General features: G+C 65.7%; 18 protein-coding genes. 13 read left to right on the top strand and 5 right to left on the bottom strand.

What is annotated here, in order from left to right; all coding sequences use genetic code 11:
• From lpdA to H3H39_RS16530, 4 genes are all read left to right on the top strand, one after another.
• Complete coding sequence (gene lpdA / locus H3H39_RS16545) at positions 1-1,398, top strand: dihydrolipoyl dehydrogenase (protein WP_182154523.1); 1,398 nt, start codon at positions 1-3, stop codon at positions 1,396-1,398.
• Between the two features lie 53 nt (positions 1,399-1,451).
• The gene (locus tag H3H39_RS16540; protein WP_229218101.1) at positions 1,452-1,931 is read left to right on the top strand and encodes a DinB family protein; all 480 of its coding nucleotides are present in this window, start codon (positions 1,452-1,454) and stop codon (positions 1,929-1,931) included.
• Positions 1,932-2,053: 122 nt separating this feature from the next.
• On the top strand, positions 2,054-3,202 hold the full coding sequence (gene dgoD / locus H3H39_RS16535) for a galactonate dehydratase (protein ID WP_182154521.1): 1,149 nt from the start codon (positions 2,054-2,056) through the stop codon (positions 3,200-3,202).
• 45 nt (positions 3,203-3,247) lie between these two features.
• A complete protein-coding gene (locus H3H39_RS16530; RefSeq protein ID WP_229218100.1) occupies positions 3,248-4,201 on the top strand; it encodes a LysR substrate-binding domain-containing protein in 954 nt (317 codons plus the stop codon).
• Between the two features lie 61 nt (positions 4,202-4,262).
• Here the strand turns inward: H3H39_RS16530 and H3H39_RS16525 are convergent, their stop codons facing one another.
• Both H3H39_RS16525 and H3H39_RS16520 read right to left on the bottom strand, forming a co-directional pair.
• Positions 4,263-4,625 carry a cupin domain-containing protein gene (locus tag H3H39_RS16525; RefSeq protein WP_182154519.1) on the bottom strand — a complete coding sequence of 121 codons (363 nt, stop codon included), beginning with the start codon at positions 4,623-4,625 and terminating at the stop codon, positions 4,263-4,265.
• A gap of 62 nt (positions 4,626-4,687) precedes the next feature.
• The gene (locus H3H39_RS16520) at positions 4,688-5,602 is read right to left on the bottom strand and encodes a LysR family transcriptional regulator (RefSeq protein WP_182154517.1); all 915 of its coding nucleotides are present in this window, start codon (positions 5,600-5,602) and stop codon (positions 4,688-4,690) included.
• A gap of 149 nt (positions 5,603-5,751) precedes the next feature.
• On the opposite strand from H3H39_RS16520, the gene H3H39_RS16515 reads away from it, so the two are divergent.
• The 4 genes from H3H39_RS16515 (at position 5,752) to H3H39_RS16500 (ending at position 12,744) form a co-directional block, all read left to right on the top strand.
• Positions 5,752-6,546 carry a substrate-binding domain-containing protein gene (locus H3H39_RS16515; protein ID WP_182155019.1) on the top strand — a complete coding sequence of 265 codons (795 nt, stop codon included), beginning with the start codon at positions 5,752-5,754 and terminating at the stop codon, positions 6,544-6,546.
• Between the two features lie 54 nt (positions 6,547-6,600).
• Positions 6,601-7,935 carry an MFS transporter gene (locus H3H39_RS16510; protein WP_182154515.1) on the top strand — a complete coding sequence of 445 codons (1,335 nt, stop codon included), beginning with the start codon at positions 6,601-6,603 and terminating at the stop codon, positions 7,933-7,935.
• A gap of 221 nt (positions 7,936-8,156) precedes the next feature.
• Positions 8,157-10,748, top strand: coding sequence for a bifunctional aconitate hydratase 2/2-methylisocitrate dehydratase (gene acnB / locus H3H39_RS16505; protein WP_182154513.1), 2,592 nt, complete (start codon positions 8,157-8,159; stop codon positions 10,746-10,748).
• A gap of 376 nt (positions 10,749-11,124) precedes the next feature.
• Positions 11,125-12,744, top strand: coding sequence for a methyl-accepting chemotaxis protein (locus H3H39_RS16500; RefSeq protein ID WP_182154511.1), 1,620 nt, complete (start codon positions 11,125-11,127; stop codon positions 12,742-12,744).
• Between the two features lie 75 nt (positions 12,745-12,819).
• On the opposite strand, the gene H3H39_RS16495 is transcribed toward H3H39_RS16500, so the two are convergent.
• Positions 12,820-13,755, bottom strand: coding sequence for a LysR family transcriptional regulator (locus H3H39_RS16495; protein WP_182154509.1), 936 nt, complete (start codon positions 13,753-13,755; stop codon positions 12,820-12,822).
• Between the two features lie 171 nt (positions 13,756-13,926).
• Between H3H39_RS16495 and H3H39_RS16490 the strand changes: the two genes are divergently transcribed.
• The 5 genes from H3H39_RS16490 (at position 13,927) to H3H39_RS16470 (ending at position 21,412) form a co-directional block, all read left to right on the top strand.
• On the top strand, positions 13,927-14,700 hold the full coding sequence (locus H3H39_RS16490; RefSeq protein WP_182154507.1) for a putative hydro-lyase: 774 nt from the start codon (positions 13,927-13,929) through the stop codon (positions 14,698-14,700).
• Between the two features lie 40 nt (positions 14,701-14,740).
• Positions 14,741-16,015, top strand: coding sequence for an MFS transporter (locus H3H39_RS16485; protein WP_182154505.1), 1,275 nt, complete (start codon positions 14,741-14,743; stop codon positions 16,013-16,015).
• A gap of 72 nt (positions 16,016-16,087) precedes the next feature.
• On the top strand, positions 16,088-19,723 hold the full coding sequence (locus tag H3H39_RS16480) for a hydantoinase B/oxoprolinase family protein (protein WP_182154503.1): 3,636 nt from the start codon (positions 16,088-16,090) through the stop codon (positions 19,721-19,723).
• Between the two features lie 103 nt (positions 19,724-19,826).
• On the top strand, positions 19,827-20,894 hold the full coding sequence (locus H3H39_RS16475) for a porin (protein ID WP_182154501.1): 1,068 nt from the start codon (positions 19,827-19,829) through the stop codon (positions 20,892-20,894).
• Between the two features lie 41 nt (positions 20,895-20,935).
• Positions 20,936-21,412 (top strand): cache domain-containing protein, encoded by a 477-nt coding sequence (locus tag H3H39_RS16470; protein ID WP_182154499.1) that lies wholly within the window; start codon positions 20,936-20,938, stop codon positions 21,410-21,412.
• A 43-nt stretch (positions 21,413-21,455) separates the two neighbouring features.
• Here H3H39_RS16470 and H3H39_RS16465 read toward each other — a convergent pair whose 3' ends face one another.
• Together H3H39_RS16465 and H3H39_RS16460 are read right to left on the bottom strand one after the other, a co-directional pair.
• The gene (locus H3H39_RS16465; protein ID WP_182154497.1) at positions 21,456-22,709 is read right to left on the bottom strand and encodes a DUF2252 domain-containing protein; all 1,254 of its coding nucleotides are present in this window, start codon (positions 22,707-22,709) and stop codon (positions 21,456-21,458) included.
• Positions 22,710-22,749: 40 nt separating this feature from the next.
• The gene (locus H3H39_RS16460; RefSeq protein WP_182154495.1) at positions 22,750-24,927 is read right to left on the bottom strand and encodes an O-linked N-acetylglucosamine transferase, SPINDLY family protein; all 2,178 of its coding nucleotides are present in this window, start codon (positions 24,925-24,927) and stop codon (positions 22,750-22,752) included.
• Positions 24,928-24,950 lie beyond the last annotated feature (23 nt).

Raw genomic sequence — 24,950 nt, 5'->3', positions numbered from 1 at the left:
ATGAATCAACATACCACTACGCTGCTGGTGATCGGCGGCGGTCCTGGCGGCTATATCGCGGCCATTCGCGCCGGCCAGCTTGGCATCCCCACCACGCTGGTCGAAGCCGGTGAACTGGGCGGCACCTGCCTCAATGTCGGCTGCATTCCCTCCAAGGCGCTGATCCATGCGGCCGATGAATTCGAAAAAGCCAGTCATTTCGCCAGTGGCTCGGCGCTCGGTATTTCAGTGCAGTCGCCGCGCATCGACATCGGCCAGACCGTGCTCTGGAAAGATGGCATCGTCGGGCGCCTGACCAGCGGCGTGGCGGCGCTGCTGAAGAAAAGCGGCGTGCGTGTTGTCAAGGGCTGGGCCAATATTGTCGATGGCAAGACTGTCGAAGTGATCCGCGACGGCGAAAGCCCACAACGTATCGGCTGCCAGCACCTGTTGCTGGCCACCGGCTCCCACGCCACCGAATTGCCCTTCATGCCATTTGGCGGTCCCGTGATCAGCGCCACGGAGGCGCTGTCGCCCAAGACCGTGCCGGGCCAGCTGGTGGTGGTGGGGGCGGGGTATATCGGCCTTGAACTGGGTATCGCCTATGCCAAGCTGGGGGCGCAGGTGCACGTGGTGGAGGCGCAGGAGCGCATCCTGCCCGCTTACGACACGGACTTGAGCCGTCCCGTGGCCAATGCGCTCAAGGGCTTGGGCGTGGCCACCCATCTCGGCTGCTCGGTGCTCGGCCTGGACCAGGAGGGCGCCGCGGTACGCATCCGCAATGCCGCCGGCGAGGAGTCTGCCTTGGCGGCGGACCAGGTGCTGGTCGCTGTCGGACGGCGTCCCAGCACGCGCGGCTTCGGCCTGGAAAAGCTGCGTATCGATATGGATGGCCACTTCATCAAGGTCGACGACCAGTGCCGCACCTCGATGCGCGACGTGTGGGCCATCGGCGACGTGACGGGCGAGCCGATGCTGGCGCACCGCGCCATGGCGCAAGGCGAGATGGTGGCCGAGATCATCAGCGGCAAGCGGCGCCATTTCAGCCCGGCGGCCATCGCGGCGGTGTGCTTTACCGATCCGGAAGTGGTGGTGGTCGGCGCCACGCCACAGCAGGCGCGGGCGCAGGGCATCGCCTGTATCGACGCCATGTTCCCGTTCGCCGCCAATGGGCGCGCCATGTCGCTCGAATCGAAGGACGGCTTCGTGCGGGTGGTGGCGCGCAGCGACAATCACTTGATCATAGGCTGGCAGGCGGTCGGGAAGGCGGTGTCGGAGTTGTCCGCCGCGTTTGCCCAGTCGATCGAGATGGGGGCCACGCTGGAAGATGTGGCCGGGACTATCCACGCGCATCCTACCTTGGGCGAGGCGATCCAGGAGGCGGCGCTGCGCGCCTTGGGGCATGCGCTGCATATTTGAGCCATTGGCCCAGTTCTGGGTTTGGAAGAAGGGAAGTGACGATGTCGTGTTCGATGATGAAATCCCTGTTCGGCCACAAGGCCTGGGCCAATACCGAGTTGTTCGACGTGCTTGAAACGCTCACGCCAGGTCCGGATGCGCACACCGCGATCCGCCTCATGAACCACATTTACGTCGTGGATCGCATCTTCCAGGCCCATCTGCTGGGCCAGCCGCATGGCTATGACGCCACCAACACCAAGGCGACGCCGACTTTGGCGGAGCTGCGGGGCGCGGTGGCGGAGGCGGATGCGTGGTATCAGGAATATGTCGCCACCTTGAACGAGGCGGCGTTGGCCGAGCCGCTGGGTTTCAACTTCACCGATGGCGACACCGGCACCATGTCGCGCGAGGAAATGCTGATGCATGTGATCACCCATGGTGCTTACCATCGGGGTAACGTGGGGCAGATATTGAAAAACGCCGCCATCGCGCCGCCGCGCGACCTGCTGACGAAGTTCCTGCATATCGCTGAGCCGGCGCGGCGGGGTTGAGTCAGAAGGTGCCGGTGATGTGAACGCTGTTCCGATTTCATATAGCGGCCACTGAAATCGATATAGCTGGGGAGCGTGGTGCTTGGCTAGACTGCCGCTGTACCCAACACCAGGCCCTAGCCATGAAGATCACTAAACTAAGCACTTACCGCGTCGCCCCCCGCTGGATGTTCCTGAAAATCGAAACCGACGCCGGTATTTGCGGCTGGGGCGAACCCGTCATCGAAGGCCGCGCGCGCACGGTGGAAGCGGCCGTGCATGAGTTTTCGCACCTGCTGGTGGGCCAGGACCCGCGCCGCATCAACGACTTGTGGCAAACCATGTACCGCGGTGGCTTCTACCGGGGCGGGGCGATCCTGATGAGCGCCATCGCTGGCATTGACCAGGCGCTGTGGGATATCAAGGGCAAGGCGCTAGGCGTGCCGGTGTACGAACTGCTGGGTGGCCTGGTACGCGACCGCATGAAGATGTACAGCTGGGTCGGCGGCGACCGTCCCGGCGAGATCGTGGCCGGCATGCGCAAGCTGCGCGAGATCGGCATCGACACCTTCAAGATGAACGGCACCGAGGAGCTGGGCCTGATCGATAGCGCGCGCAAGGTCGATGCCGCGATTGAACGGATCGCCGAGATCCGCACCGCGTTCGGCTACGAGATCGAGTTCGGTATCGACTTCCACGGCCGGGTGGCCGCGCCCATGGCCAAGCCGCTGCTGCGCGAACTGGAACCGTATCGCCCGCTGTTCGTCGAGGAACCGGTGCTGGCCGAGCAGTACGAGGTGTACCGGCGCCTGGCCGATATGACCTCGATCCCGCTGGCGGCGGGCGAGCGCATGTACTCGCGTTTCGAATTCAAGCACGTGTTCGAACAAGGCGGCCTGGCCATCGTCCAGCCGGACCTGTCGCACGCGGGCGGTATCACGGAATGCGTCAAGATCGCCGCCATGGCCGAGGCCTATGACGTCGGGCTGGCGCCCCATTGCCCGCTTGGCCCGGTGGCGCTGGCATCCTGCCTGCAGGTCGATTTCGTGTCGCACAACGCCGTGCTGCAGGAGCAGAGCATGGGCATCCACTACAACCAGGGCGCTGAACTGCTGGACTATGTGCGCAACCGCGACGATTTCCGCATCGTCGATGGTTATATGTCGCCGCCGCGCCTGCCGGGGCTGGGCGTGGATGTGGACGAGGAGGCCGTGATCGCCGCCAGCGCCCATGCGCCGGACTGGCATAACCCCTTGTGGCGCCATGCCGACGGCAGCGTGGCTGAGTGGTGACACGTTGACGGGGCGTCGGCACGGCGCTTATGATGGGGAGTCACCATGCCTGTCACGCTCATGTCCGACCCCAACGCCAACCGTTTCATCCGCACCCACCTCAAGGTACGCCACCTGACCTTGCTGGTCGAGTTGGGCCGCCATGACTCCATCGCGCAGGCGGCGGAGGCGGCCGGACTGACCCAGCCCGCCGCCTCCAAGCTACTGGGGGAACTGGAATACGCGCTCGGCGTGCCCCTGTTCCAGCGCCTGCCGCGCGGCGTGGAGCCGACGGAATACGGTCGCATCATGATGCGCCGCGCCGGCGCCGCGCTGGCCGAAATGGACGCGGCGCACCAGGAAGTGCAGCAGGGCCTGGCCGGCGTGGCCGGGCGCGTGCGCCTGGGGGCGGTGCTGACCCCGGCGGCCCAGTTGGTGCCCGACGCCGTGCAACGCCTGTCCGTGAGCCATCCGCGGGTGCAGGTGGCGGCCACGGTCGACACCAGCAAGGTGCTGGTCGAGCAGTTGCGGGCCGGCGAACTGGATCTGGCAGTGGCGCGCATCCTCGATCCGGCCGTGGCGCCGGAGCTGCGCTTCGAACCGATCTCCGACGAGCCGCACAGCCTGATCGTGCGCGCCGGCCATCCGTGGCTGGTCCATGCCGGCCTGGGGCTGGCCGAACTGGCTGCCGGCAGCTGGATTTTCCCGCCGGCCGGCATGCTGCGCGAACGGCTCACGGCCCTGTTCCTGAATCATGGCCTGGAGCTGCCGCAGGATGTGCTGGAAACCATGGCGCTGCCCATGATCCCGGCGCTGCTCGAAAGCAGCGATCGGGTGGTGGCCTTGCCGCCGGTGCTGGTGCGTCCCTACCTGGATACGGGCCGGCTGGCCGTGCTGCCGCTGGCGCTGGACTTGCGCGGCGACGTTTACGGCATCATCACGCGCCGCCAGCACCAGTTGTCGCCGGCCGCCGCGGCCATGCTGGACGCCTTGCGCGACGCGGCCCGCATTCCGCGCTGAGTGCCGCGCCGCCATCCTCATTCGCTTCGGCCGGCGCCGCCCGGTCCGCGCGATCCGGCTGTCAGCTGGTACGTTCGACGATGACGTAGTGTTTCCTGACCGGCTCCACGACTTCGAACACGCCTTTGAAGCCGGCCGGGATCACCAGCGCGTCGCCGGGGCCGGCTTCGGCCGCGTATCCTTGTTCATCGATGACGCGGCAACGGCCTTCCAGCACGTAGAAATATTCTTCCTTGTTGGGCGCGAAGGCGATACGCCAACTGCCTCGCTCGCAAGCCCAGACACCGGCGTTCACTTCACCGCTGGCGTTGGTGTAGTGGTTCCAGGTGGTGCGCTTGGGCGCTCCGTCCAACCTGCGGTCTTCGCGCGGATAGTCGTATTCGGGCGTGGGCGATTGGTGGCGAAATTCAGTGATGGCTGGCATGCTGGCGGATGATTGAGGCTGAGACGTGAGATTATATCTGCCATGCGGACATGGCCTTTGCCTTATCCCGCGCCGTCCTGGTGCTGTAGCAAGGCCTCGGTGAGCATCTCGAACAACATGCGGGCGGCCGGCGCCATGGTGTGGTTGCGCTTGCTGATCAGGCCCAGGGTGCGTTGGATCGCCGGATTGATGAGCGGTACGCCGATGATGGTGTCGGTCCCGCCGGGCAGCACGGACAGGCCCGGCACGGCGGCCACGCCCATGCCCGCTTCCACCAGGGCCAGCACGCCGGATACGTGGTTGACCTCGCAGAAGATGAGCGGGTGCTTCTCGACCCCGGCCAGGGCGGCGTCGATCACGCTGCGGTTGCCGCTCGACTTGGCCACCGAGATATACCGTTCGTCCACCGTCTCCTTCCAGCTCAGCGACTTGCGCCGCGCCAGCCGGTGGTCGCGCCGCATCGCCAGCACGTAGCTTTCCACATAAATCGCCTGGAACTCGATTTCCGGATCTTCCGCGCCCGTGAAATTGATGCCGAAATCCGCCTGGCCGTCGCGCACCAGGTTCAGCACGTCCTGCGCGCTTTCGTCGTGCACGCGCACGCGGATGCGCGGGAAGCGCTCGCTGAACCGCCGCAACACGGCCGGCAGGAAATGCCGCACCGCCGATGGCACGCAAGCCAGCGTCACTGTCCCGGTGCGGTGCGCCGCGAGGTCGGCCACGCCCAGCACGGCATCCTCCAGGCTGTCGAGCGCGGTGCGCACGTTCACCAGGAAGACCTGGCCCACATTGGTCAGCTGCACCCGGCGCGTGGTGCGCTCGAATAATTTGACACCCAAGCCTTCTTCCAGCTTCTCGATGCGGCGGCTGAGCGCCGGCTGGGACAGGTACAGGGCCGCCGCCGCCTTGCGGAAACTGGCGTGTTCCGCCACGGCGACGAAGGCTTGCAAGTCGTGCAGGTCGTAATTGATGCGCATGGTGCATTAATACTCGTAAAAAATGCAATTATCAAATTATGCCATTGGGCGCATCATTCGTGCACTGAACAACAAGCCTCGACAAGAAGGCGACCATGGAACCAGGAGACAATATGCACCATTCCAGCCAATTCAACATGGACAACTCCATGCGATCACGCCGCTTGCCACGCAAGGCGCTGACGGCGTTCGCCGCGCTCGCGCTGGCTGCTGCGGCCCATGCGGCCCACGCGGCCGACCTGCGGGTCGTCACCTCGGGCGGCTTTGCGCAAGCGTACAAAGACTTGTCCGGCGCCTACGAGCGCAGCAGCGGCAACCATTTGGTATCGGAATGGGGACCGTCGATGGGGACGACCAGGAATGCGATTCCGGTCCGCCTTGCGCGGGGCGAGTCCATCGACGTCGTCATCATGGTGGGGGACGCGCTCGACAAGCTGATGGCGGAAGGGCAGCTGGAGCCGGGCAGCAAGGTCGTGCTGGCCAATTCGCCCATCGCCTGCGCCGTCAAGCATGGCGCGGCGCAGCCGGATATCGGCACCGTCGACGGCCTGCGCCAGGCTTTCCTGCATGCCTCCCGCGTGGCCTATTCGGACAGCGCGAGCGGCGAGTACATCAAGCGTGAACTGCTCGACAAGCTGGGCATCAAGCAGCAGATGGAAGGCAAGGCGGCGCAGATTCCCGCCACCCCGGTGGGGGAGATCATCGCCCATGGCCAGGCCGACTTTGGCTGCCAGCAGCGCAGCGAACTGAAGCCGGTGGCGGGCATCGATATCGTCGGCCTGATTCCGCAGGAAGTGCAGCTCACGACCCAGTTCTCCGGCGCCGTGGTGCGTGGTTCCAGCCAGCCGCAAGCGGCGCGCCAACTGCTCAATTTCCTGGCCGCGCCCGATAACGCCAACACGATCGAGCAGACCGGGCTGGCACCGGTCGCCGCCCGGCACTGAACCATTCCCCCCACGCCGGCGCCTCGCGCCGGTGGAATTTTCCGAAAGCGCATCATGACCCAATACTCCACCGCCACGGCGCTCCATGCGGCGCCGGCCGCGTCGGCCCCCGCACGCGCCCCGTCCAAGCTCGGCAGCGTCATCCGTGTCACGAGCGGGAACTTCATCGAAATGTATGATTTCTTCCTGTTCGGTTTCTACGCGCAGCAGATCGCCAACGCTTTCTTTCCGGCCTCCAGCGAATACGCCGCGCTGATGATGACGTTCGCCACGTTTGGCGCGGGCTTCTTCATGCGGCCGCTGGGCGCCATCGTGCTGGGCAGCTATATCGACCGCATCGGCCGTCGCAAGGGGCTGGTGTTGACGCTGGGGATCATGGCGTCCGGCACGGCGCTGATCGCCTTCGTTCCCGGCTACGCCAGCATTGGTCTGCTGGCGCCGCTGCTGGTGTTGATCGGCCGCTTGCTGCAGGGCTTTTCGGCGGGCGTGGAACTGGGCGGCGTGTCGGTCTACCTGTCCGAGATGGCGACCCCGGGCAACAAGGGTTATTACGTGAGCTGGCAGTCGGCCAGCCAGCAAGTGGCCGTGATCTTCTCGGCCGCCCTGGGCTATGGGCTTAACCATGCCATGCCCAAGGAAGTGATCGCCGACTGGGGCTGGCGCATCCCGTTCTTCATCGGCTGCTCCATCATTCCCGTCGTGTTCTACATCCGCCGCTCGTTGCAGGAGACGGAGGCGTATCTGACCCGCAAATCGCATCCCACCTTCCGCCAGATGCTGCGCACCATCGCCGTGAACTGGCCGCTGGTCACGGCCGGCGCCATGCTGATCGTGCTGACCACGGTCGCGTTCTACATGATCACCGTCTACACGCCCACGTTCGGCAAGAGCGTGCTCAAGCTGAGCACCGAGGAGAGCCTGCTGGTGACGCTGTGCGTCGGGCTGTCGAATTTCATCTGGCTGCCTGTCATGGGCGCGCTGTCGGACCGCATCGGCCGCTGGCCCGTGATGGCCGCCTGCTCGGCCCTGACGGCGCTGACCGCCTATCCGGCGCTGTCGTGGCTGATCGCCCACCCCAGCTTTGGCAATATGGTGCTGGTGGAACTGTGGCTGTCGTTCCTGTACGGCAGCTACAACGGCGCCACCATCGTCGCGCTGACGGAAATCATTCCCCAGCAGGTGCGCACGGCCGGATTCTCGCTGGCCTACAGCCTGGCGACGGCGCTGTTCGGCGGCCTGACGCCACTGCTGTCGACCTGGCTGATCGAAGTCAGCGGCGACAAGGCCGCCCCCGGCTACTGGCTGGCAGGCGCCGGCGCGATCAGCCTGTGCGCCACCTTCCTGGTGTACCGCGGCATCGTCAAGGAACGCGGCGTCACCCACGGCTGACGGTGCCGAGATAGATACAGCGTCCGTCATCGAACGGTAATGTTGTTGTCCATGCAAAATTTTCCCTGTGTGGCGCCATGCGGCGGGCCGGAATGTGGCAAAAATATCGGCCTGTCTCGTGTTATATGTCTTATATAAGACTTCCTGAGGTACAATAGCGCTCAGTACCAGCGGTCGTACCCGCTTTTCCCCGCAATCTATCCTGACTGAGAGATTTTTTCATGCTAGCTGCCTACCGCAACCAAGTCGCCGAGCGCGCATCCCTTGGCATCCCTCCGCTGCCGCTGACCGCGGCCCAGACCACGGACCTGGTCGAACTCCTGAAGAATCCACCAGCAGGCGAGGAACAGTTCCTGGTCGAGCTGATCACCAACCGCGTGCCGGCCGGCGTGGACGATGCCGCCAAAGTCAAATGCGCCTTCCTGGCCGCCGTCTCCAAGGGCACGGAAAGCTCGCCGCTGATCTCGCGCGAACTGGCGACCCGTCTGCTGGGCACCATGCTGGGCGGTTTCAACATCAAGCCCATGATCGACGTGCTGGACGACGCCGTGGTCGGCCCCGTGGCCGCCGAAGGTCTGAAAAAGACCCTGCTGATGTTCGATTACTTCCACGACGTGAAAGACCTGGCCGACAAGGGCAGCGCGCGCGCCAAGGAAGTACTGCAATCGTGGGCCGACGCCGAGTGGTTCACCTCGCGTCCTGAAGTGCCTGCCAGCCTGACCCTGACCGTGTTCAAGGTTTCCGGCGAAACCAACACCGACGATCTGTCGCCCGCACCGGACGCCACCACCCGTCCCGACATCCCGCTGCACGCGCTGGCCATGCTGAAAAACGCCCGTCCCGGCATCAATCCGGACGTGCCAGGCTCGGTCGGTCCGATCAAGCAGATCGAAGCACTGAAAGCCAAGGGCAACCTGGTCGCCTACGTGGGCGACGTGGTCGGCACCGGCTCTTCCCGTAAATCGGCCACCAACTCGGTGCTGTGGTTCACGGGCGAAGACATTCCATTCATCCCGAACAAGCGTTTCGGCGGTGTGTGCCTGGGCGCCAAGATCGCCCCGATCTTCTACAACACCATGGAAGACGCCGGCGCGCTGCCGATCGAGCTGGACGTGTCGCAGATGGAAATGGGCGACGTGGTCGAGCTGCGTCCATACGAAGGCAAGGCCCTGAAAAACGGCGCCGTGATCGCTGAATTCAAAGTCAAGTCCGACGTGCTGTTCGATGAAGTGCGCGCCGGTGGCCGTATTCCACTGATCATCGGCCGTGGCCTGACCTCCAAGGCCCGCGAAGCGCTGGGCCTGGCGCCATCGACTCTGTTCCGCCTGCCGCAGAACCCAGCCGACAGCGGCCGTGGCTACTCGCTGGCCCAGAAGATGGTCGGCCGCGCTTGCGGCATGCCAGAAGGCCAGGGCATCCGTCCGGGTACCTACTGCGAGCCGAAGATGACCACCGTGGGTTCGCAAGACACCACCGGTCCAATGACCCGCGACGAGCTGAAAGACCTGGCTTGCCTGGGCTTCTCGGCCGACATGGTGATGCAATCGTTCTGCCACACGGCAGCGTATCCGAAGATCGTGGACGTCAAGACCCACCGCGAACTGCCAGCGTTCATCGAGAACCGCGGCGGCGTGGCCCTGCGTCCAGGCGACGGCGTGATCCACTCGTGGCTGAACCGCCTGCTGCTGCCTGACACCGTCGGCACCGGTGGCGACTCGCACACCCGTTTCCCGATCGGTATCTCGTTCCCTGCCGGTTCCGGCCTGGTGGCTTTCGCCGCCGCCACCGGCGTGATGCCGCTGGACATGCCAGAATCCGTGCTGGTGCGCTTCAAGGGCAAGATGCAGCCTGGCGTGACCCTGCGCGACCTGGTCAACGCGATCCCGCTGTACGCGATCCGCCAAGGCATGCTGACCGTCGACAAGAAAGGCAAGAAGAACATCTTCTCCGGCCGTATCCTGGAAATCGAAGGCCTGCCTGACCTGAAAGTGGAACAGGCGTTCGAACTGTCCGACGCGTCGGCCGAGCGCTCCGCCGCCGGTTGCACCGTGCACCTGGACAAGGCACCGATCATCGAGTACATGACCTCGAACATCACCCTGATGAAGTGGATGATCGCCACCGGTTACCAGGACAAGCGCACGCTGGAACGCCGCATCAAGGCCATGGAAGCCTGGCTGGCCAAGCCTGAGCTGCTGGCTCCGGACGCGGATGCTGAATACGCCGCCGTGATCGAGATCGACCTGGCCGACATCCACGAGCCTATCGTTGCTTGCCCGAATGACCCGGACGACGTGAAGACCCTGGCCGAAGTGGCCGGCGCCAAGATCGACGACGTGTTCGTCGGCTCCTGCATGACCAACATCGGCCACTTCCGCGCCGCTTCCAAAGTGCTGGAAGGCAAGTCGGACATTCCAGTCCGCCTGTGGATCGCGCCGCCAACCAAGATGGATGCGCAAGTGCTGACGGCCGAAGGCCACTACGGCACCCTGGGCCGCACCGGCGCCCGCATGGAAATGCCAGGCTGCTCGCTGTGCATGGGTAACCAGGCGCAGATCCGCAAGGGCGCCACCGTGATGTCGACCTCGACCCGTAACTTCCCGAACCGTCTGGGTCTGGAAACGAACGTGTACCTGGGTTCGGCCGAACTGGCCGCTGTGTGCTCGGCACTGGGGCGGATTCCGACCAAGGAAGAGTACATGTCGCAGATCGGCGTGCTCGACAAGAGCGCCGACCAGATCTACCGCTACATGAACTTCGACCAGATCGAAGAGTTCCGCAGCGTGGCCGACAAGGTGGAAGTAGGCGCCTAAGTAAGACACAAGCCAGCGCTGTAGGCTGAGCTGAACCCCGATAAGTCGGCGACGACTTATCGGGGTTTTTCCATTTGGCGACGGATGGGCTTCGATGCATCTTCATGGGCGCCATATAGTTGCTATTGTGTATATTTTTCTCCTGCGTGAACATAAAGCCATCCCCATTCCCCGGTTCCAGTCGCGGCAGCGTGGCCCGCGCTGCGTCGTCGTCGAGTTCCGCCTGAATTTCACCCCATCGGCATATATAACTACTTGGCAACATCTATTTGCGAAAAGTATAATGCGGCCGCCACGCGCAGCGTATCAGTCTCGTGGTGCTTACCTGCGGAGCAAGCTACGGCTTGCTCTTTTGTTTTTACAGCGGAATTTGACGATGAAATTGGAAAACTTAAAGATTGGCCACCGCCTTGGCATGCTGGCCCTGTTCCTGATTGCGGCCATGCTGGCCGTTGGCGCAGCAGGTTGGCTGACGTTTTCCGCCATGGGCACGCGCGGTGAGCAGGAAGTGGAGCGGGAAGAGCGGCTGGTGCTGGCGGTGGACGCGGCGCGCGGCGCCCAGGTCGAATTCAAGAAGCAGGTGCAGGAGTGGAAGGACACGCTGCTGCGCGGCGCCGATCCAGCCGCTTTCGACAAGCACAGCAAGGCGTTCGCGCAACAGCAAACGCTCACCCAGGCCCGCCTGGCGACATTGAAGACGGAACTGGGCTTGCTGGGACTGGAGACGCAACGTGCCGACCAGGCCATGCAAGCGCACCAGACCCTGTATGCGCAATACCAGCAGGCGATCAAACAATACGATGGCGCCCATCCCGACAGCGCCCACGTGGTCGATGGCCTGGTCAAGGGCATGGACCGGCCGGTCAACCAGCAGATCGACGGCATCGTCGCCTACGTGCAGGAACAGGCCCATGGTTCGATGGCGGCTGCCCGTGCCGAGTTCGCGGCGCGCGGCACGGCCGGCCGGCGGGAGCTGCTGGCCATCATGGGGCTGGCGATCGTGGTGGGGCTGGCCATGACGGCGTGGCTGGTGCGCGGCATCGTGCTGCCGCTGCAGCGCGCCATCGGCGTGGCTGAGACGGTGGCCAATGGCGACTTGACCAGCCAGATCGCGGCGGCTGGCGCCGACGAGTCGGCCCAGTTGATGCAGGCGCTGGGCACCATGAACGGCAGCCTGGCGCGCGTGGTGGCGCAAGTGCGCGCCGGCAGCATCGGTATCGAGCTGGCCGCTGGCGAGATCGCCCAGGGCAATATGGACCTGTCGGCCCGTACCGAGTCACAAGCGAGCGCCTTGCAGCAGACGGCTGCTTCCATGGTGCAGTTGACGGGCACGGTACGCCAGACGGCCGACCACGCGCAGCGCGCCAACCAACTGGCGCTGGCCGCGTCGGACGTGGCCGCGCGCGGCGGCGAGGCGGTGGCCCAGGTGGTGACCACGATGAGCGCCATCGACCAGGCGGCGCGCGGTATCGCCGAGATCACCAGCGTGATCGACGGCATCGCGTTCCAGACCAACATCCTGGCCTTGAACGCGGCGGTGGAAGCGGCACGCGCAGGCGAGACGGGGCGTGGCTTCGCCGTGGTGGCGACGGAAGTGCGCAACCTGGCACAGCGCTCGGCCGCCGCCGCGCACGAGATCAAGGACCTGATCGACAATTCGGTGCGCCAGGTGCGCGCCGGCACCGAATTGGCCGACCATGCCGGCGCCACCATGCGCGACCTGGTGGACAGCATCGGGCAGGTGACGAATATCATGGGCGAGATCAGCGCCGCCAGTCATGAACAGTCGCAGGGGCTGGAGCAGGTCAGCCGCGCCATGGTCGAAATGGACGGCGTGACCCAGCAGAATGCGGCGCTGGTGGAGCAAGCCGCAGCGGCGGCGGGCGCCATGCGCGACCAGGCCGGCCAGCTGACGGCGGCCGTCACCCAGTTCAAGCTGGGCGGCGGCAATGCCACCAAAGCCGCCAACGCCGGCGCGCGGCGCCTCGCGGCCTGACAAAGGCGGGGCAGTTCAGGCATCGCGCCACCAATTTGGCAGATTGCCGGAACTGACCCCGCTGCACGCTCCGATTCAGCCCAAGGACTTGATATAACGTCCGTCCACCTGCGCGCAGTAACTGGCGCAGGCCAGGCGGGCCGCGTTGGCCGCCGCGTGCACCACCATCTCGGCATTCGTGTGCAGGCACATGGAGACGATGATCGAGGGCGGTTCCGGTTGCACCGGTAACTGCACGAACTCGCCGCTCTCCAGGTAGCTGCTGACGAACAGGCTGGGGATGGCGGCCACCCCATAGCCATCCTTGACCAGTTGCACGATGGCTGCCACCGAGGGGGAACAGGTGATGCGCGTCTGCTCGATCGGGATGGCGGCCAGGTTGGCCATCTTGCTGACGATTTCCTCCAGCGCCCGTTGCGGCGCCGTGCCCCGTCCAAACGTGAGGATGGGCAGCGCCAGCAGGCGTTGATTCAATCCTTCCTTGCGCCCATCGACCAAACCCTTGCGGGCGATCCAGTGCAAGGGATACACCGCCAGCGCTTCGGACACGATGTCGCTGCTATCGACACCCTCCACCTGGATCACCAGGTCCAGCTCACGCGCCCGCAGGCGCCGTTCCAGTACGTTGCTGACATCGACCGCCAGGTCGATTTCCAGTTCAGGATAATTGGCGTTCATCTCGCGGATGTACTGCGCCAGCCAGCTGTGCACCACCGATTCGATCACTCCCAGTCGCAGCCGGCCCCAGATCGCGCTGTCCTTGCGGGCCGCCGCTTGCAGGCGGCGGGTGGCGTCCACCACGGCCTTGGCGTGGCTCAGCAGGTACTCCGCCTGGGCGGTGAGACGGAAATCCTTGGCATCGCGGTCCACCAGCTCCGTCTGCAATTCCTCCTCCAGCGCCTTGATGCGCAGGGAAATGGCGGCCGGGGTGGCGTGCAAGGCGCGCGCGGTGGCGCGAAAGCTGCGCAATTGCGCCAGCGTGACGAAGGTTTCGAGGAAGCGTGTATTCATGACCAGCCGGGAGAGGTTGGAACAAGAATACCTTAACCATAGTCCCGCGCCTAGCGTTGAACGGTAAGAAAAACTATACAACAACAGCAAAAATTACTAGATAGCTCACTGGGCGCTGGCGGCATATTCTTACAACACTCCTTTCACTTCCCGACCAGCAGCGAGTTTTCCATGACACCTCTAGCTTTCCGACACGCGGTCCGCAGCGGCCAATTCCGCCTCCCCACGGCGGGCCAGTGCGGCGCCTACGCCCAGGCCAACCTGGTGATCCTGCCCCAGTCCCACGCCGATGCGTTTTTGCTGTTTTGCCAGCGTAACCCCAAGGCTTGCCCCTTGCTGGCCGTGGGCGAGCCGGGCCAGTGGAACGTGGCCGCACTGGGCGCCGACATGGACATGCGCAGCGACGTCCCCGGCTACAACATCTACCGCGACGGCCAACTGGCGGCGCAAGTCAACGCCCTGCATGACGTATGGCGCGACGACCTGGTGGTGTTCGCCATCGGCTGTTCGTTCTCGTTCGAGCAGATGCTGATGGACGCCGGCATCCTGCTGCGCCATGTGGAGCAGGGCAGGAACGTGGCCATGTACCGCACCAATATCGCCAACCAGGCGGCCGGCCCGTTCGGCGGCAACCTGGTGGTGTCGATGCGGCCCATGAAGGCGCGCGACGCGATCCGCGCGATCCAGATCACCAGCCGCTATCCGGCCATCCACGGGGCGCCGGTGCACTTGGGCGACCCGGCCCTGATCGGCATCGCCGACCTGGCCCAACCTGATTACGGCGACGCGGTGGCGATTGCCGCCGACGAGCTGCCCGTGTTCTGGGCCTGTGGCGTCACGCCGCAGGAAGCGATACGCGGCGCGCGGCTGCCGCTCGTCATCACCCACCAGCCGGGCTACATGCTGGTGACGGATATCCCCAACGCCAGCCTGGCCGCGTTCTGAATTCAAACCAAAGCAGTTATAACAAAGACGGAGACACAGCATGAACACCAGAGTCATACCCAGCATCGAACAGGAAGGCTATTTCGCCTGGTTCCACGCCCTGACGGGCAAGGAGCGCCGCACCTTCTGGAGCTGCAAGATCGGCTACGCGCTCGACGCCATGGATACCCAATTCCTCAGCTTCGTGATTCCCACCCTGATCACCAGCTGGGGCCTGTCCAAGGGCGACGCGGGCCTGATCGGCACCGTCACCTTGCTGACGTCGGCCATGGGCGGCTGGCTGGCCGGCATCCTGTCGGACCGTATCGGCCGCGTCAAGACGCTGCAACTGACCATCCTGTGGTTCGCCTTCTTCACCGTGCTGTGCGGCCTGGCGCAGAACTTCAACCAGCTGCTGCTGGCGCGCGGCCTGATGGGCTTTGGCATGGGCGGCGAGTGGACGGCCGGCGCCATCCTGATCGGGGAGGTGATCCGCGCCAAGGACCGTGGCAAGGCGGTCGGCATGGTGCAGGCCGGGTGGGCCATCGGCTGGGGCGTGTCGGCGCTGCTGTACGCGCTCATGTTCTCGCTGCTGCCGCCGGAATGGGCGTGGCGTTCGCTGTTCCTGCTGGGGATATTGCCGGCCATGTTCGTGATCTTCATCCGCCGCTTCGTCGATGAGCCGGAACTGTTCGTGGCCCAGCAAAAGCAAGTCGAACGCGGCGAGCAGCGCGCTTCGTTCGCGGAGATCTTCTCGCCCAAGATGTTGAGCATCACGCTGCGCGCCGTCCTGCTGACCACCGGCGCCCAGGGCGGCTACTACGCCATCACCACCTGGCTGCCCACCTTCCTGAAGACGGAACGCCACCTGACCGTGCTGGGCACGGGCGGCTACCTGGCGATGGTGATCGTGGGTTCCTACGTGGGCTACATCGTGAGCGCCTTCCTCACCGACCTGTTGGGCCGCAAGAAGAACTTCATCCTGTTCGCACTGGGCTCGCTGTGCATCGCCTTCGCCTACACCCGTCTGCCCGTGACCGACAACGTGATGCTGTTCCTGGGCTTCCCGCTGGGCTTCTTCGTATCCGGCGTGTTCAGCGGCATGGGCGCCTTCCTCACCGAGCTGTTCCCGACCCGGGTGCGCGGTTCCGGCCAGGGCTTCAGCTACAACATGGGCCGCGCCGTGGGCTCGCTGTTCCCGCTGATGATAGGCCTGACCAGCCACACCATGGCGCTGGGCGAGGCCATCGGCCTGTTCGCCGGCGCCGCTTACGGCGTGATGATCCTGGCCGCCTTGACCCTGCCCGAAACGGCCGGCAAGAAGCTGGAAGCTTGAGTACTCAAGTATCGCCTGTCCCGACCGCACCGCACCAATAGAACCCACCGAATTACATCGAGAGACACCATCATGAAAAACGATATCCCTACCCATCAACTGCGCTGGCAATTCTGGGTCGACCGCGGCGGCACTTTCACCGACATCGTGGCGCGCCGTCCGGACGGCAAGCTGGTGACGCACAAGCTGCTGTCCGAATACCCCGAACGCTATGACGACGCCGTCACCCAGGGCATGCGCGACATGCTGGGCCTGAAGACGGGCGAGCCACTGCCGGTGGAGCAGATCGAAGTGATCAAGATGGGTACCACCGTCGCCACCAACGCGCTGCTGGAACGGAAGGGCGCGCGCACGGCGCTGGCCATCACCCGTGGCTTCGCCGACCAGCTGCGCATCGGCTACCAGGACCGGCCCGACATCTTCGCCATGCACATCGAGCTGCCGGACCTGATCTACGAGGAAGTGATCGAAGTCGATGAGCGCATCGGCGCCCATGGCGCCGTGCTGGCAGCGCCGGACGAGGAAGTGTTGCGTGGCCAGTTCGCCGGTCTGCGCGCCAAGGGCATCGACGCCATCGCCATCGTGCTGATGCACGCCTACCGCTATCCGCAGCATGAGCTGCGCCTGCGGGCGCTGGCCGAGGAGGCGGGCTTCGGCCAGATCTCCGTCAGCCACCAGGTCAGCCCCTTGATGAAGATCGTGGGCCGGGGCGATACCACCGTGGTGGATGCCTACCTGTCGCCGGTGCTGCGCGATTACGTGTCGCGGGTGTCGGCCGACACGGGCTCGGTGCGCCTGATGTTCATGCAATCGAACGGCGGCCTGACGGACGCCAGCCGCTTCCAGGGCAAGGACGCCATCCTGTCCGGCCCGGCCGGCGGCATCGTGGGCGCCGTGAAAAGCTGCGAGGCGATCGGCCTGAAACAGGTGATCGGCTTCGACATGGGCGGCACCTCGACCGACGTGGCCCATTACGACAGCAGCTACGAGCGCGTGTTCGAGACGGTGGTGGCCGGGGTGCGGGTGCGCGCGCCCATGATGCACATCCATACCGTGGCGGCGGGCGGCGGTTCCATCTGCAGCTTCGAGCATGGCCGCTTCAAGGTAGGGCCGGAATCGGCCGGCGCCAATCCCGGTCCGGCCAGCTACCGCAAGGGCGGCCCGCTGACCGTCACCGACTGCAACGTGATGCTGGGCCGTATCCAGCCCGAGCATTTCCCGCACGTGTTCGGCCCCAATGGCGACCTGCCACTGGACCGCGACGAAGTGGTGCGCCGCTTCACCGCGCTGGCCGCGCAGATCGAACGCGAGACGGGCACCAGCCTGTCCCCGTCGGCCGTAGCCGATGGCTTCCTGGCCGTGGCGGTCGATAATATGGCGCAGGCCATCAAGTCGATTTCCGTGGAGCGGGGCTACGACGTGAGCCGCTACGCCATGTGCTGCTTCGGCGGCGCCGGCGGCCAGCATGCCTGCCGCGTGGCCGATGTGCTGGGCATGACCCAGATCGTGATCCATCCGTTCGCCGGCGTGCTGTCGGCCTTCGGCATGGGGCTGGCCGACATCCGCGCCATGCGCGAGGCGGCCGTCGAGCAGGTGCTGTCCGAGGCCACGCTGGCCGCGCTGCAACCGCGCCTGGGCGCGCTGGCCCGCGACGCGGGTGCTGAACTGCTGGCGCAGCAGGTGGCGCCGGCCGACATCAAGGTCGAACTGTGCGCCCGCATCAAATACCAGGACAGCGATTCGGCCTTCGTGGTGCCCGTCGGCGGCCTGGTGGAGATGGCCGAAGCGTTCGCCATCCTGTACCGTGGCCGTTTCGGCTTCGTGATGGAAGGCCAGCCGCTGGTGATCGAATCCGTGTCGGCCGAAGCCATCGGCGAAGGCAAGGGTGCCGATTTCGTGATCGAGGTGCCGGCCGGCGAACAGGCCGCCGCCCCAGGCGAAGTATTGAGCTATGTGGACGGCCAGACCGTGCCGATCGCGCTGCATGTGCGCGCCGCGCTGCCGGTGGGTAGCCGCATCGCCGGCCCGGCCATCATCCGCGAGGAGATCGCCACCACCGTGGTCGATGCCGGCTGGAGCGCCAAGGTACTGCCGGACCACACGCTGCTGCTGGAGCGCACCGTGGCCGCCGGCAGCATGCACAAGATGACGACGGCCGTGCATCCGATCCACCTGGAGATTTTCAATAATCTGTTCATGGCCATCGCCAAGCAGATGGGCACCACGCTGGAAAACACGGCCTATTCCGTCAATATGAAGGAGCGGCTGGACTTCTCGTGCGCCATCTTCGACCGCCACGGCAACCTGATCGCCAACGCGCCCCACATTCCCGTGCACCTGGGTTCGATGAGCGACAGCGTGCAGTGCGTGATCCGCGAACACGGCGCCAGCATGGCGCCCGGCGACGCCTATGTGCTCAACGTGCCCTACAACGGCGGCACCCACCTGCCCGACATCACGGTGGTGAGCCCCGTGTTCAGCGCGGAGCACAATGCGCCGCCGTTCACGGTGCGGCCGGAGCCGCTGTTCTACGTGGCCGCGCGCGGCCACCATGGCGACGTGGGCGGCATCACACCCGGCTCCATGCCGCCCAACAGCACCACCATCCTGGAGGAGGGCGTACTGCTCGATAACATCAAGATCGTGGACCAGGGCGTGTTCCTGGAACCGCTGGTGCGCGAGCTGTTCGGCGCCGGCCCGTGGCCGAGCCGGAATATCGACCAGAACATCGCCGACCTGATCGCCCAGCTGGGCGCCTGCGAAACGGGCGCCAACGAATTGCTCAAGGCGGTGGCGACGTATGGCGAAGACGTGGTGCTGGCCTACATGCAGCACGTGCAGGACAACGCGGAGGCGGCCGTGCGCCAGGCCATCAGCGGCCTGCGCGACGCCAGCTTCGAGTACGAGATGGACGACGGCGCGCTGCTCAAGGTCAGCCTCACCATCGACCATGCCAGCCGCAGCGCGACGGTGGATTTCACGGGCACCAGCGCCCAGCGTCCCACCAATTTCAACGCGCCGCTGTCGGTATGCAAGGCGGCCGTGCTGTACGTGTTCCGCACCCTGCTCGACAGCGATATCCCGATGAACGAGGGCGTGCTGAAACCGCTCAACCTGATCATCCCGCAAGGCTCGATGCTCAATCCCGTGTACCCGGCGGCCGTGGTGGCGGGTAACGTGGAAGTGTCGCAGTACGTGACGGATGCGCTGTACGGCGCGCTGGGCGTGCTGTCGGCCTCGCAGGGCACGATGAACAACTTCACCTTCGGGAACGCCGAGCACCAGTACTACGAAACCATCGCCGGCGGCTCCGGCGCCGGCCCCGGTTTCAACGGCACGGCGGCCGTGCAGACCCACATGACCAATTCGCGCATGACCGATCCGGAAGTGCTGGAATGGCGCTTCCCCGTGCTGGTGGAAACCCACGCCATCCGGCGCGGCAGCGGCGGCGCGGGCCGGCACCAGGGCGGCGACGGGGCGCTGCGCCGCATCCGCTTCCTGGAAGGGATGACGGCCAACATCCTGGCCGGCCACCGCCGCGTGGCGCCGTTCGGCCTCGATGGCGCGGCGGCCGGCGCGTTGGGGCGCAACTGGGTCGAACGCAGCGACGGCAGCGTCGAGCAATTCGGCGCCACCCACACGGCCGACATGCGGGCCGGCGACGTGTTCGCCATCGAAACGCCGGGTGGCGGCGGCTACGGCGCCTGATTTCCACCGGTATTTAGCCGACATCTCACCGGCGGCGCGGCCAGGGCTCGCGGCGCCGCCGGTTATACCACCGAGCTCGAAACATGCTGGAGACACCAAAAAAATGAAGAAAACTATGCTTGCGCTCGCACTGGGCGCATCGGCAGGGATGGCTGCGGCCCAATCGGCCGTGACCGTGTACGGCATCGTGGATATGGGGCTGGTGCGTGAAAGCGGCGCCGCCGCCGGCGCCAGCACAAAACTGACCAGCGGCGTCGCCTCCGGCTCGCGGCTGGGCTTCAAGGGCAGCGAGGACCTGGGCGACGGCATGGCCGCCATCTTCCTGCTGGAGAACGGCTTCCAGGCCGACACCGGGGCCATGGGACAGGGCGGTCTGCTGTTCGGCCGACAGGCTTACGTGGGCCTGCAAAGCCGGGCCGGCACCGTCACGCTGGGGCGCCAGTACACGCCACAGTACCTGGCCGTGGCCGCCGTCGATCCCTTCGGTTCAGGCCTGGCGGGCGACACCAAGAACCTGATGGCCGCCACCGGCAACAGCGCCAGCCGCATGGACAACGCCATCAAATATGTGAGTCCGCTGCTGCACGGCGTGAGCGCGGAACTGGTATACGGCACGGGCGAAGTGGCGGGTGACAATGCGGCCGGCCGCCAGTTCGGGGGCGCACTCGGTTACGCGGCCGGTCCCTTGGCCGTCAAGCTGGCGTACCATAATCGCAACAACGATACGGCGGCCGTGAAGAACGTCAGCAGCGCCCGCAACACGGTGCTGACGGCCACCTACGATTTCGGCGCGGCCAAGGCGCACCTGGCTTACGGTACCGACAAGGGGACCAACAGCGCGCCGCTGCGCAACGCCACCAACCCGTTCGGCTGCGCGGTGGCGCCCACGCCATCGACCGACAGCGCCGACCTGCTGCTGGGTGTGACGGTGCCGGTGGGCGTGCAGACCTGGATGGCTTCCTACATCCGCAAGAATGACAAAACGGCATACAACCAGGACGCCCAACAGTTCGCGCTCGGCTATCGCTACTATCTTTCCAAACGTACCGATGTCTATACTGCCTATGCGCGCATCCGCAACAAGAACGGCGCCGGCTACACGGCCGGCAGCGCGATCGAGGGCGGCACGGGCGACCGCGCCGTCAACCTGGGGCTGCGGCATGTGTTCTGAGCCGGCACGCCACGCTGAAAACATCACAGGGGAGAGACATTATGGGTAAGGTGTTCAAGAGTATCGTCGTCGCGCTGGCCGGAGCGGCCATGGTGTTGCTGTCCTTGACGGCCGCCGCGGCCGACAAGGGCACGGCCGACGAGGCGGTCGCCATGGTCAAGAAGGCGGCCGAGTTCCTGAAGAAGAACGGCAAGGACAAGGCCTACGCGGAATTCAACAATCCCAAGGGCCAGTTCATCGACCGCGACCTGTACATCTTCAGCTTCTCGGCCAATGGCGACGGCATCGAGACGGCCAATGGCGCCAATCCCAAACTGGTGGGCAAGAACGTGTCGGAAATGCGGGACGCCGACGGCCGCTACATGATCAAGGATATTCTCGCGACCGGCATGAGCAAGGCCGGCAAGGGCTGGGTCGACTACAAGTGGCCCAATCCCAGCACCGGCAAGCTGGATGGCAAACGCACTTATGTGGAGCGGGTTGATGACGTGATCATCGGCTGCGGGATCTACAAATAGCCGATACGCTCGGGCCATCCGCTCCTGGCGATATCGCAGCCGGCTAGTCGCGCGGTTTGGCGCCGCGTTGCCGTTCCGCCTCGCGGTAGGCCCCCGCGTAGCTTTTCCAGTCGGCCAGCACGCGCTGCTGGCTGGCTTGGGCATGTTCCAGCAGGGGCGTGCGCCAACTTGCCACATCGGCGCCGAATGCGATCCAGGCGTCGGCGTTGGCCGAACCCTGGCGCCCGCCGGAACGCAGGTGCGCCCACGCCAGCAGGGCGCCCATGTCGCACACCACCGCTTCGAGCCGGGCCAGCTTGCCGTCCCATTGGTCCAGCGTCAGCCGGTCCTGGTCTGGCAACAGCTCCTTCAGCACGTAGGACTGGCCGTCGAACGTCATGTCGGTCAGGAAGGCGGGCGTGATGGCCTGCACCCGGCGCTGCACGGCGACGATGCGTTGCGCCTCGCTGTCCCATGCCGGCTGGGGGCAGGGCAGCCAGGGCGCCAGCGCGGACGCGGGCGCGTTCTTTATGTCGAGCAGAAAATTCCCATCCATGCCACCACGGCCCCGCAGCAGTACCACGTAGCGTTCCAGCCCCAGGCTGCCGGTGCCGGCGATCCTGCGGGCCACATCGAGCACCTTGAAGAATTTCTGGTCGGTCTGGGTGGCGGCGTAGTGCGCCATCAGCGCGGTGACGCGCGCGCGCTCGGCTTCGGCCACTGGCAGCGCCTTGACGCCATCCAGCCGCAGGCGGCGTTTGCCGTTGCGGATATCGGTGCGGCGATCGAGAAAGGCGGGCCGGGAGCGGGTACGTATGTCGCGCATCAAGGCCTTGATCATGCCGCGCGCTGTGGCCCGTTCCAGCCAGCGTGCCTTGCCGGTCGCCAGTTCCGCGCCGTAGGTATCGAGGAAGCGCCGGCACAGGAACAGCGCGTCGCGCCGGCGCACGCGCAGCACGTCGGCGGCCAGCAGCAGGCTGACGAGGAAACGGGACAGCTCCCAGCTGGCGGGGGCCAGCGCCGCTTCGTCAAAATCGTTCAGGTCGAAGTAGCTCAGGCGGTTGTCGCCCTTGTAGGTGCCGAAATTCTCCAGGTGCAGGTCGCCGCAAATCCAGGCCAGCGGCGCCTGGCAGGGCGGCGTGTAATCCTGGTAGAACAGGTGGCAGGTGCCACGCAGGAAGGCGAACGGGTTGCTGGCCAGCAGACGGTATTTGCGTGTGAGCCGTTCCGGGTCGCGGCCCGCGTTGAACGCCACGATCTCATCGACGACGTGGTGTTTCCCGGATGTTGTACACTCGTTCAATTCGGTCCCCTGCATGCACCTGCGCGTTGGTTCAGCTACCGCGATGCCGCCCGTATCATGCGACGACGGCTTGTTCCAGATAGCGCTCCAGTTCCCGGATCGGCGCCGCGTCGCGGTACAGGACGTCGCGCTGCGCGGCGAGGGCGGCGCGCACGGTGTCGCGCAAGGCCGCGTCGGCGGCCAGACGGCACGCCAGGTCGACATAGCCGGCGCTGTCCGCTTGCACCAGATGCGCCAGCCCCATGCGCCGCAGGATGGCGCTGCCGAAGCGCCCGCGCATGAAGCGGCCTTCCACCGTCACGATGGGCAGCGCGCAATCGACGGCCTGCATGGCCGTGTTGAAGCCCGAGAAGCCCAGCGTATCGAGGAACACGTCGGCCTGGCGCAGGATGCTGTAGAAGCAGGCCGGCGATTGCCAGGGGATGCTCACCAGGTACTGTTCCGGCGCCAGGCCCGCTTGCGCGAACGCTTGCGCCACGCGGGCCTGCAGCAGGTCCGTCAGATGGCTGGCCTGGACGTTGGAGAAGAACAGGAACTGGCAGGGGCCGCAGCGCTTGGCGATGTCCACCAGTACGTGGTCGTACTCCGGCGCGTACTTGAACGGCGAGCCGGGACAGACGAACAGCGGCACGCCGGGCCGCACGCCCAGCGCCGCCAGGTCCAGGTTCACCGTTTCAACCTGCGGCGGTTCGTAATGGCAGCCCAGGTTGGGCAGCCGCACCAGCTGTTCCAAGTAATGGTCTTGCGCGTCTTCGCTTTCCAGGCCGGTGGCCGACAGGTAGGCGTCGATGGTGGGCAGGCCGGTCGTCTCGGGGTGGCCCCAGGTGGCCAACTGGCGCGGCGCCAGGCGCAGCGCGGCAAGCCGGGGCGCCATGGCGTCCATGCCCAGTTCCGGGTAGATCAGCGCGTCGAGGTTGGCGCCGGCGATCAGCTTGGCCCACTCCAGTTCGGAGCGCGTGCCCTGGTGCATGACGGCGGCGCGGCTGCGCGCGTAGGCCGTTTCGCCATCCTCCTTGCCGCCCAGATAGTACAGGTGCAGTTCGAAGCGTTGCTGATCCAGTTCGCTGAACCAGCCGCGCACGATGGCGCGCCACACGGGATGCTCGACCACGTGGGCCGACACCACGCCGACCCGGATCGGCGCCGCGCCAGCCTTGCGGGCGGGGGCGGCGGTGGAAGCGGAGGAGGCCAGGGCGGGCAGGCCGCGCTGGGTGGCCCACTGGCCCATCAGCCGGGCGCACATGGCGCCATATTGCGCCAGCGGCGCGCGGTTGTTCTGTTCGTGGTAGCTCAGGTAGAACGGATGGCAGCCGCCCACCACGGCCAGCGGATTGGCCACGGCCTGCTGCGGCAGCCAGGCGTCGAACGCGGCCAGGTCCTGTGCAAAGGTGGCGCGCTCGGCCGCCAGGTCGTGGTCGGCCGGGCGGATGATGTGCAGCTTGACGACGGCTTGCTTGAGGCGGATATCGGCCGCCTGCGGCGCCAGGCTGGCCGCTTGTTCCAGCGCCGCCAGCGCCTCGTCGCGCCGGCCCATCAGGTACAGGGCACCGGCCTTGTGGTTCCAGGCGGCGAGGTGGGTGGGATCGCAGCGCAGCGCCGCCTCGAAGCACAGCAGGGCGTCATCGCGCCGTTGCAAGGTTTGCAGCACGGTGCCGCGCGCGTTGTGCAGTTCCGGCGTCTCCTGCAGCGCCAGCGCGCGGTCGATGGCGGCCAGCGCGTCCTGCGTGCGGCCCAGGCGATTGAGCACGTCGGCACGGGCCGCCAGCGCCAGCGCGAAGCGGGGCCGCAAGGCCAGCGCGCTGTCGTAATCGGACAACGCTTGCTCCAGCCGGTTCAGGTCGCGGTGCACATTGCCCCGGTTGTTGAGCGCGTCCGGATGGCGCGGGTTGAGGGCCAGCGCCCGCGCATAGCTGTCGAGCGCCAGCTGATGGCGGCCGTTGCCGTGCAGGGCCAGGCCCAGGTTGGAATGGGCTTCCGGATTGTTCTTGTCGAGGTTGATGGCTTTTTTGATCAGGTCGACCGCCTCCTGGTGGCGTCCCTGCTGGTACTTGATCACGCCCAGGTAGTGCAGGCACTCGGTTTGTTTGGCGTGGCGGGCCAGGATGGCCGTGTACAGGCTTTCGGCCGCGTCGAGCTGGCCTTGCTGGTGCAGGCCCAGCGCCCGCTGTACTTGCAAGTGCAAGGGAACGCCGGGGTGGAAGCCGGCCGCCTGATTCGCTGTGTTGCCCAACATCGTCGTACGCTCCCTGGTTGTAA

This window comes from Rugamonas apoptosis, from assembly GCF_014042355.1.
GTDB lineage: Bacteria > Pseudomonadota > Gammaproteobacteria > Burkholderiales > Burkholderiaceae_D > Rugamonas > Rugamonas apoptosis.
The sequence above is the reverse complement of the archived record's forward strand: the minus strand, read 5'-3'. Positions and strand labels throughout refer to the sequence as shown.

Excerpts from the sequence above, each read along its gene's own strand:
- H3H39_RS16510 (WP_182154515.1), top strand. The coding sequence starts at position 6,601 with ATGACCCAATACTCCACCGCCACGGCGCTCCATGCGGCGCCGGCCGCG.
- H3H39_RS16485 (WP_182154505.1), top strand. The coding sequence starts at position 14,741 with ATGAACACCAGAGTCATACCCAGCATCGAACAGGAAGGCTATTTCGCC.
- H3H39_RS16520 (WP_182154517.1), bottom strand. The coding sequence starts at position 5,602 with ATGCGCATCAATTACGACCTGCACGACTTGCAAGCCTTCGTCGCCGTG.
- H3H39_RS16515 (WP_182155019.1), top strand. The coding sequence starts at position 5,752 with ATGCGATCACGCCGCTTGCCACGCAAGGCGCTGACGGCGTTCGCCGCG.
- H3H39_RS16495 (WP_182154509.1), bottom strand. The coding sequence starts at position 13,755 with ATGAATACACGCTTCCTCGAAACCTTCGTCACGCTGGCGCAATTGCGC.
- H3H39_RS16525 (WP_182154519.1), bottom strand. The coding sequence starts at position 4,625 with ATGCCAGCCATCACTGAATTTCGCCACCAATCGCCCACGCCCGAATAC.
- H3H39_RS16480 (WP_182154503.1), top strand. The coding sequence starts at position 16,088 with ATGAAAAACGATATCCCTACCCATCAACTGCGCTGGCAATTCTGGGTC.
- H3H39_RS16475 (WP_182154501.1), top strand. The coding sequence starts at position 19,827 with ATGAAGAAAACTATGCTTGCGCTCGCACTGGGCGCATCGGCAGGGATG.
- H3H39_RS16470 (WP_182154499.1), top strand. The coding sequence starts at position 20,936 with ATGGGTAAGGTGTTCAAGAGTATCGTCGTCGCGCTGGCCGGAGCGGCC.
- acnB (WP_182154513.1), top strand. The coding sequence starts at position 8,157 with ATGCTAGCTGCCTACCGCAACCAAGTCGCCGAGCGCGCATCCCTTGGC.
- H3H39_RS16540 (WP_229218101.1), top strand. The coding sequence starts at position 1,452 with ATGATGAAATCCCTGTTCGGCCACAAGGCCTGGGCCAATACCGAGTTG.
- H3H39_RS16465 (WP_182154497.1), bottom strand. The coding sequence starts at position 22,709 with ATGCAGGGGACCGAATTGAACGAGTGTACAACATCCGGGAAACACCAC.
- H3H39_RS16500 (WP_182154511.1), top strand. The coding sequence starts at position 11,125 with ATGAAATTGGAAAACTTAAAGATTGGCCACCGCCTTGGCATGCTGGCC.
- H3H39_RS16490 (WP_182154507.1), top strand. The coding sequence starts at position 13,927 with ATGACACCTCTAGCTTTCCGACACGCGGTCCGCAGCGGCCAATTCCGC.
- H3H39_RS16530 (WP_229218100.1), top strand. The coding sequence starts at position 3,248 with ATGCCTGTCACGCTCATGTCCGACCCCAACGCCAACCGTTTCATCCGC.
- H3H39_RS16460 (WP_182154495.1), bottom strand. The coding sequence starts at position 24,927 with ATGTTGGGCAACACAGCGAATCAGGCGGCCGGCTTCCACCCCGGCGTT.
- lpdA (WP_182154523.1), top strand. The coding sequence starts at position 1 with ATGAATCAACATACCACTACGCTGCTGGTGATCGGCGGCGGTCCTGGC.
- dgoD (WP_182154521.1), top strand. The coding sequence starts at position 2,054 with ATGAAGATCACTAAACTAAGCACTTACCGCGTCGCCCCCCGCTGGATG.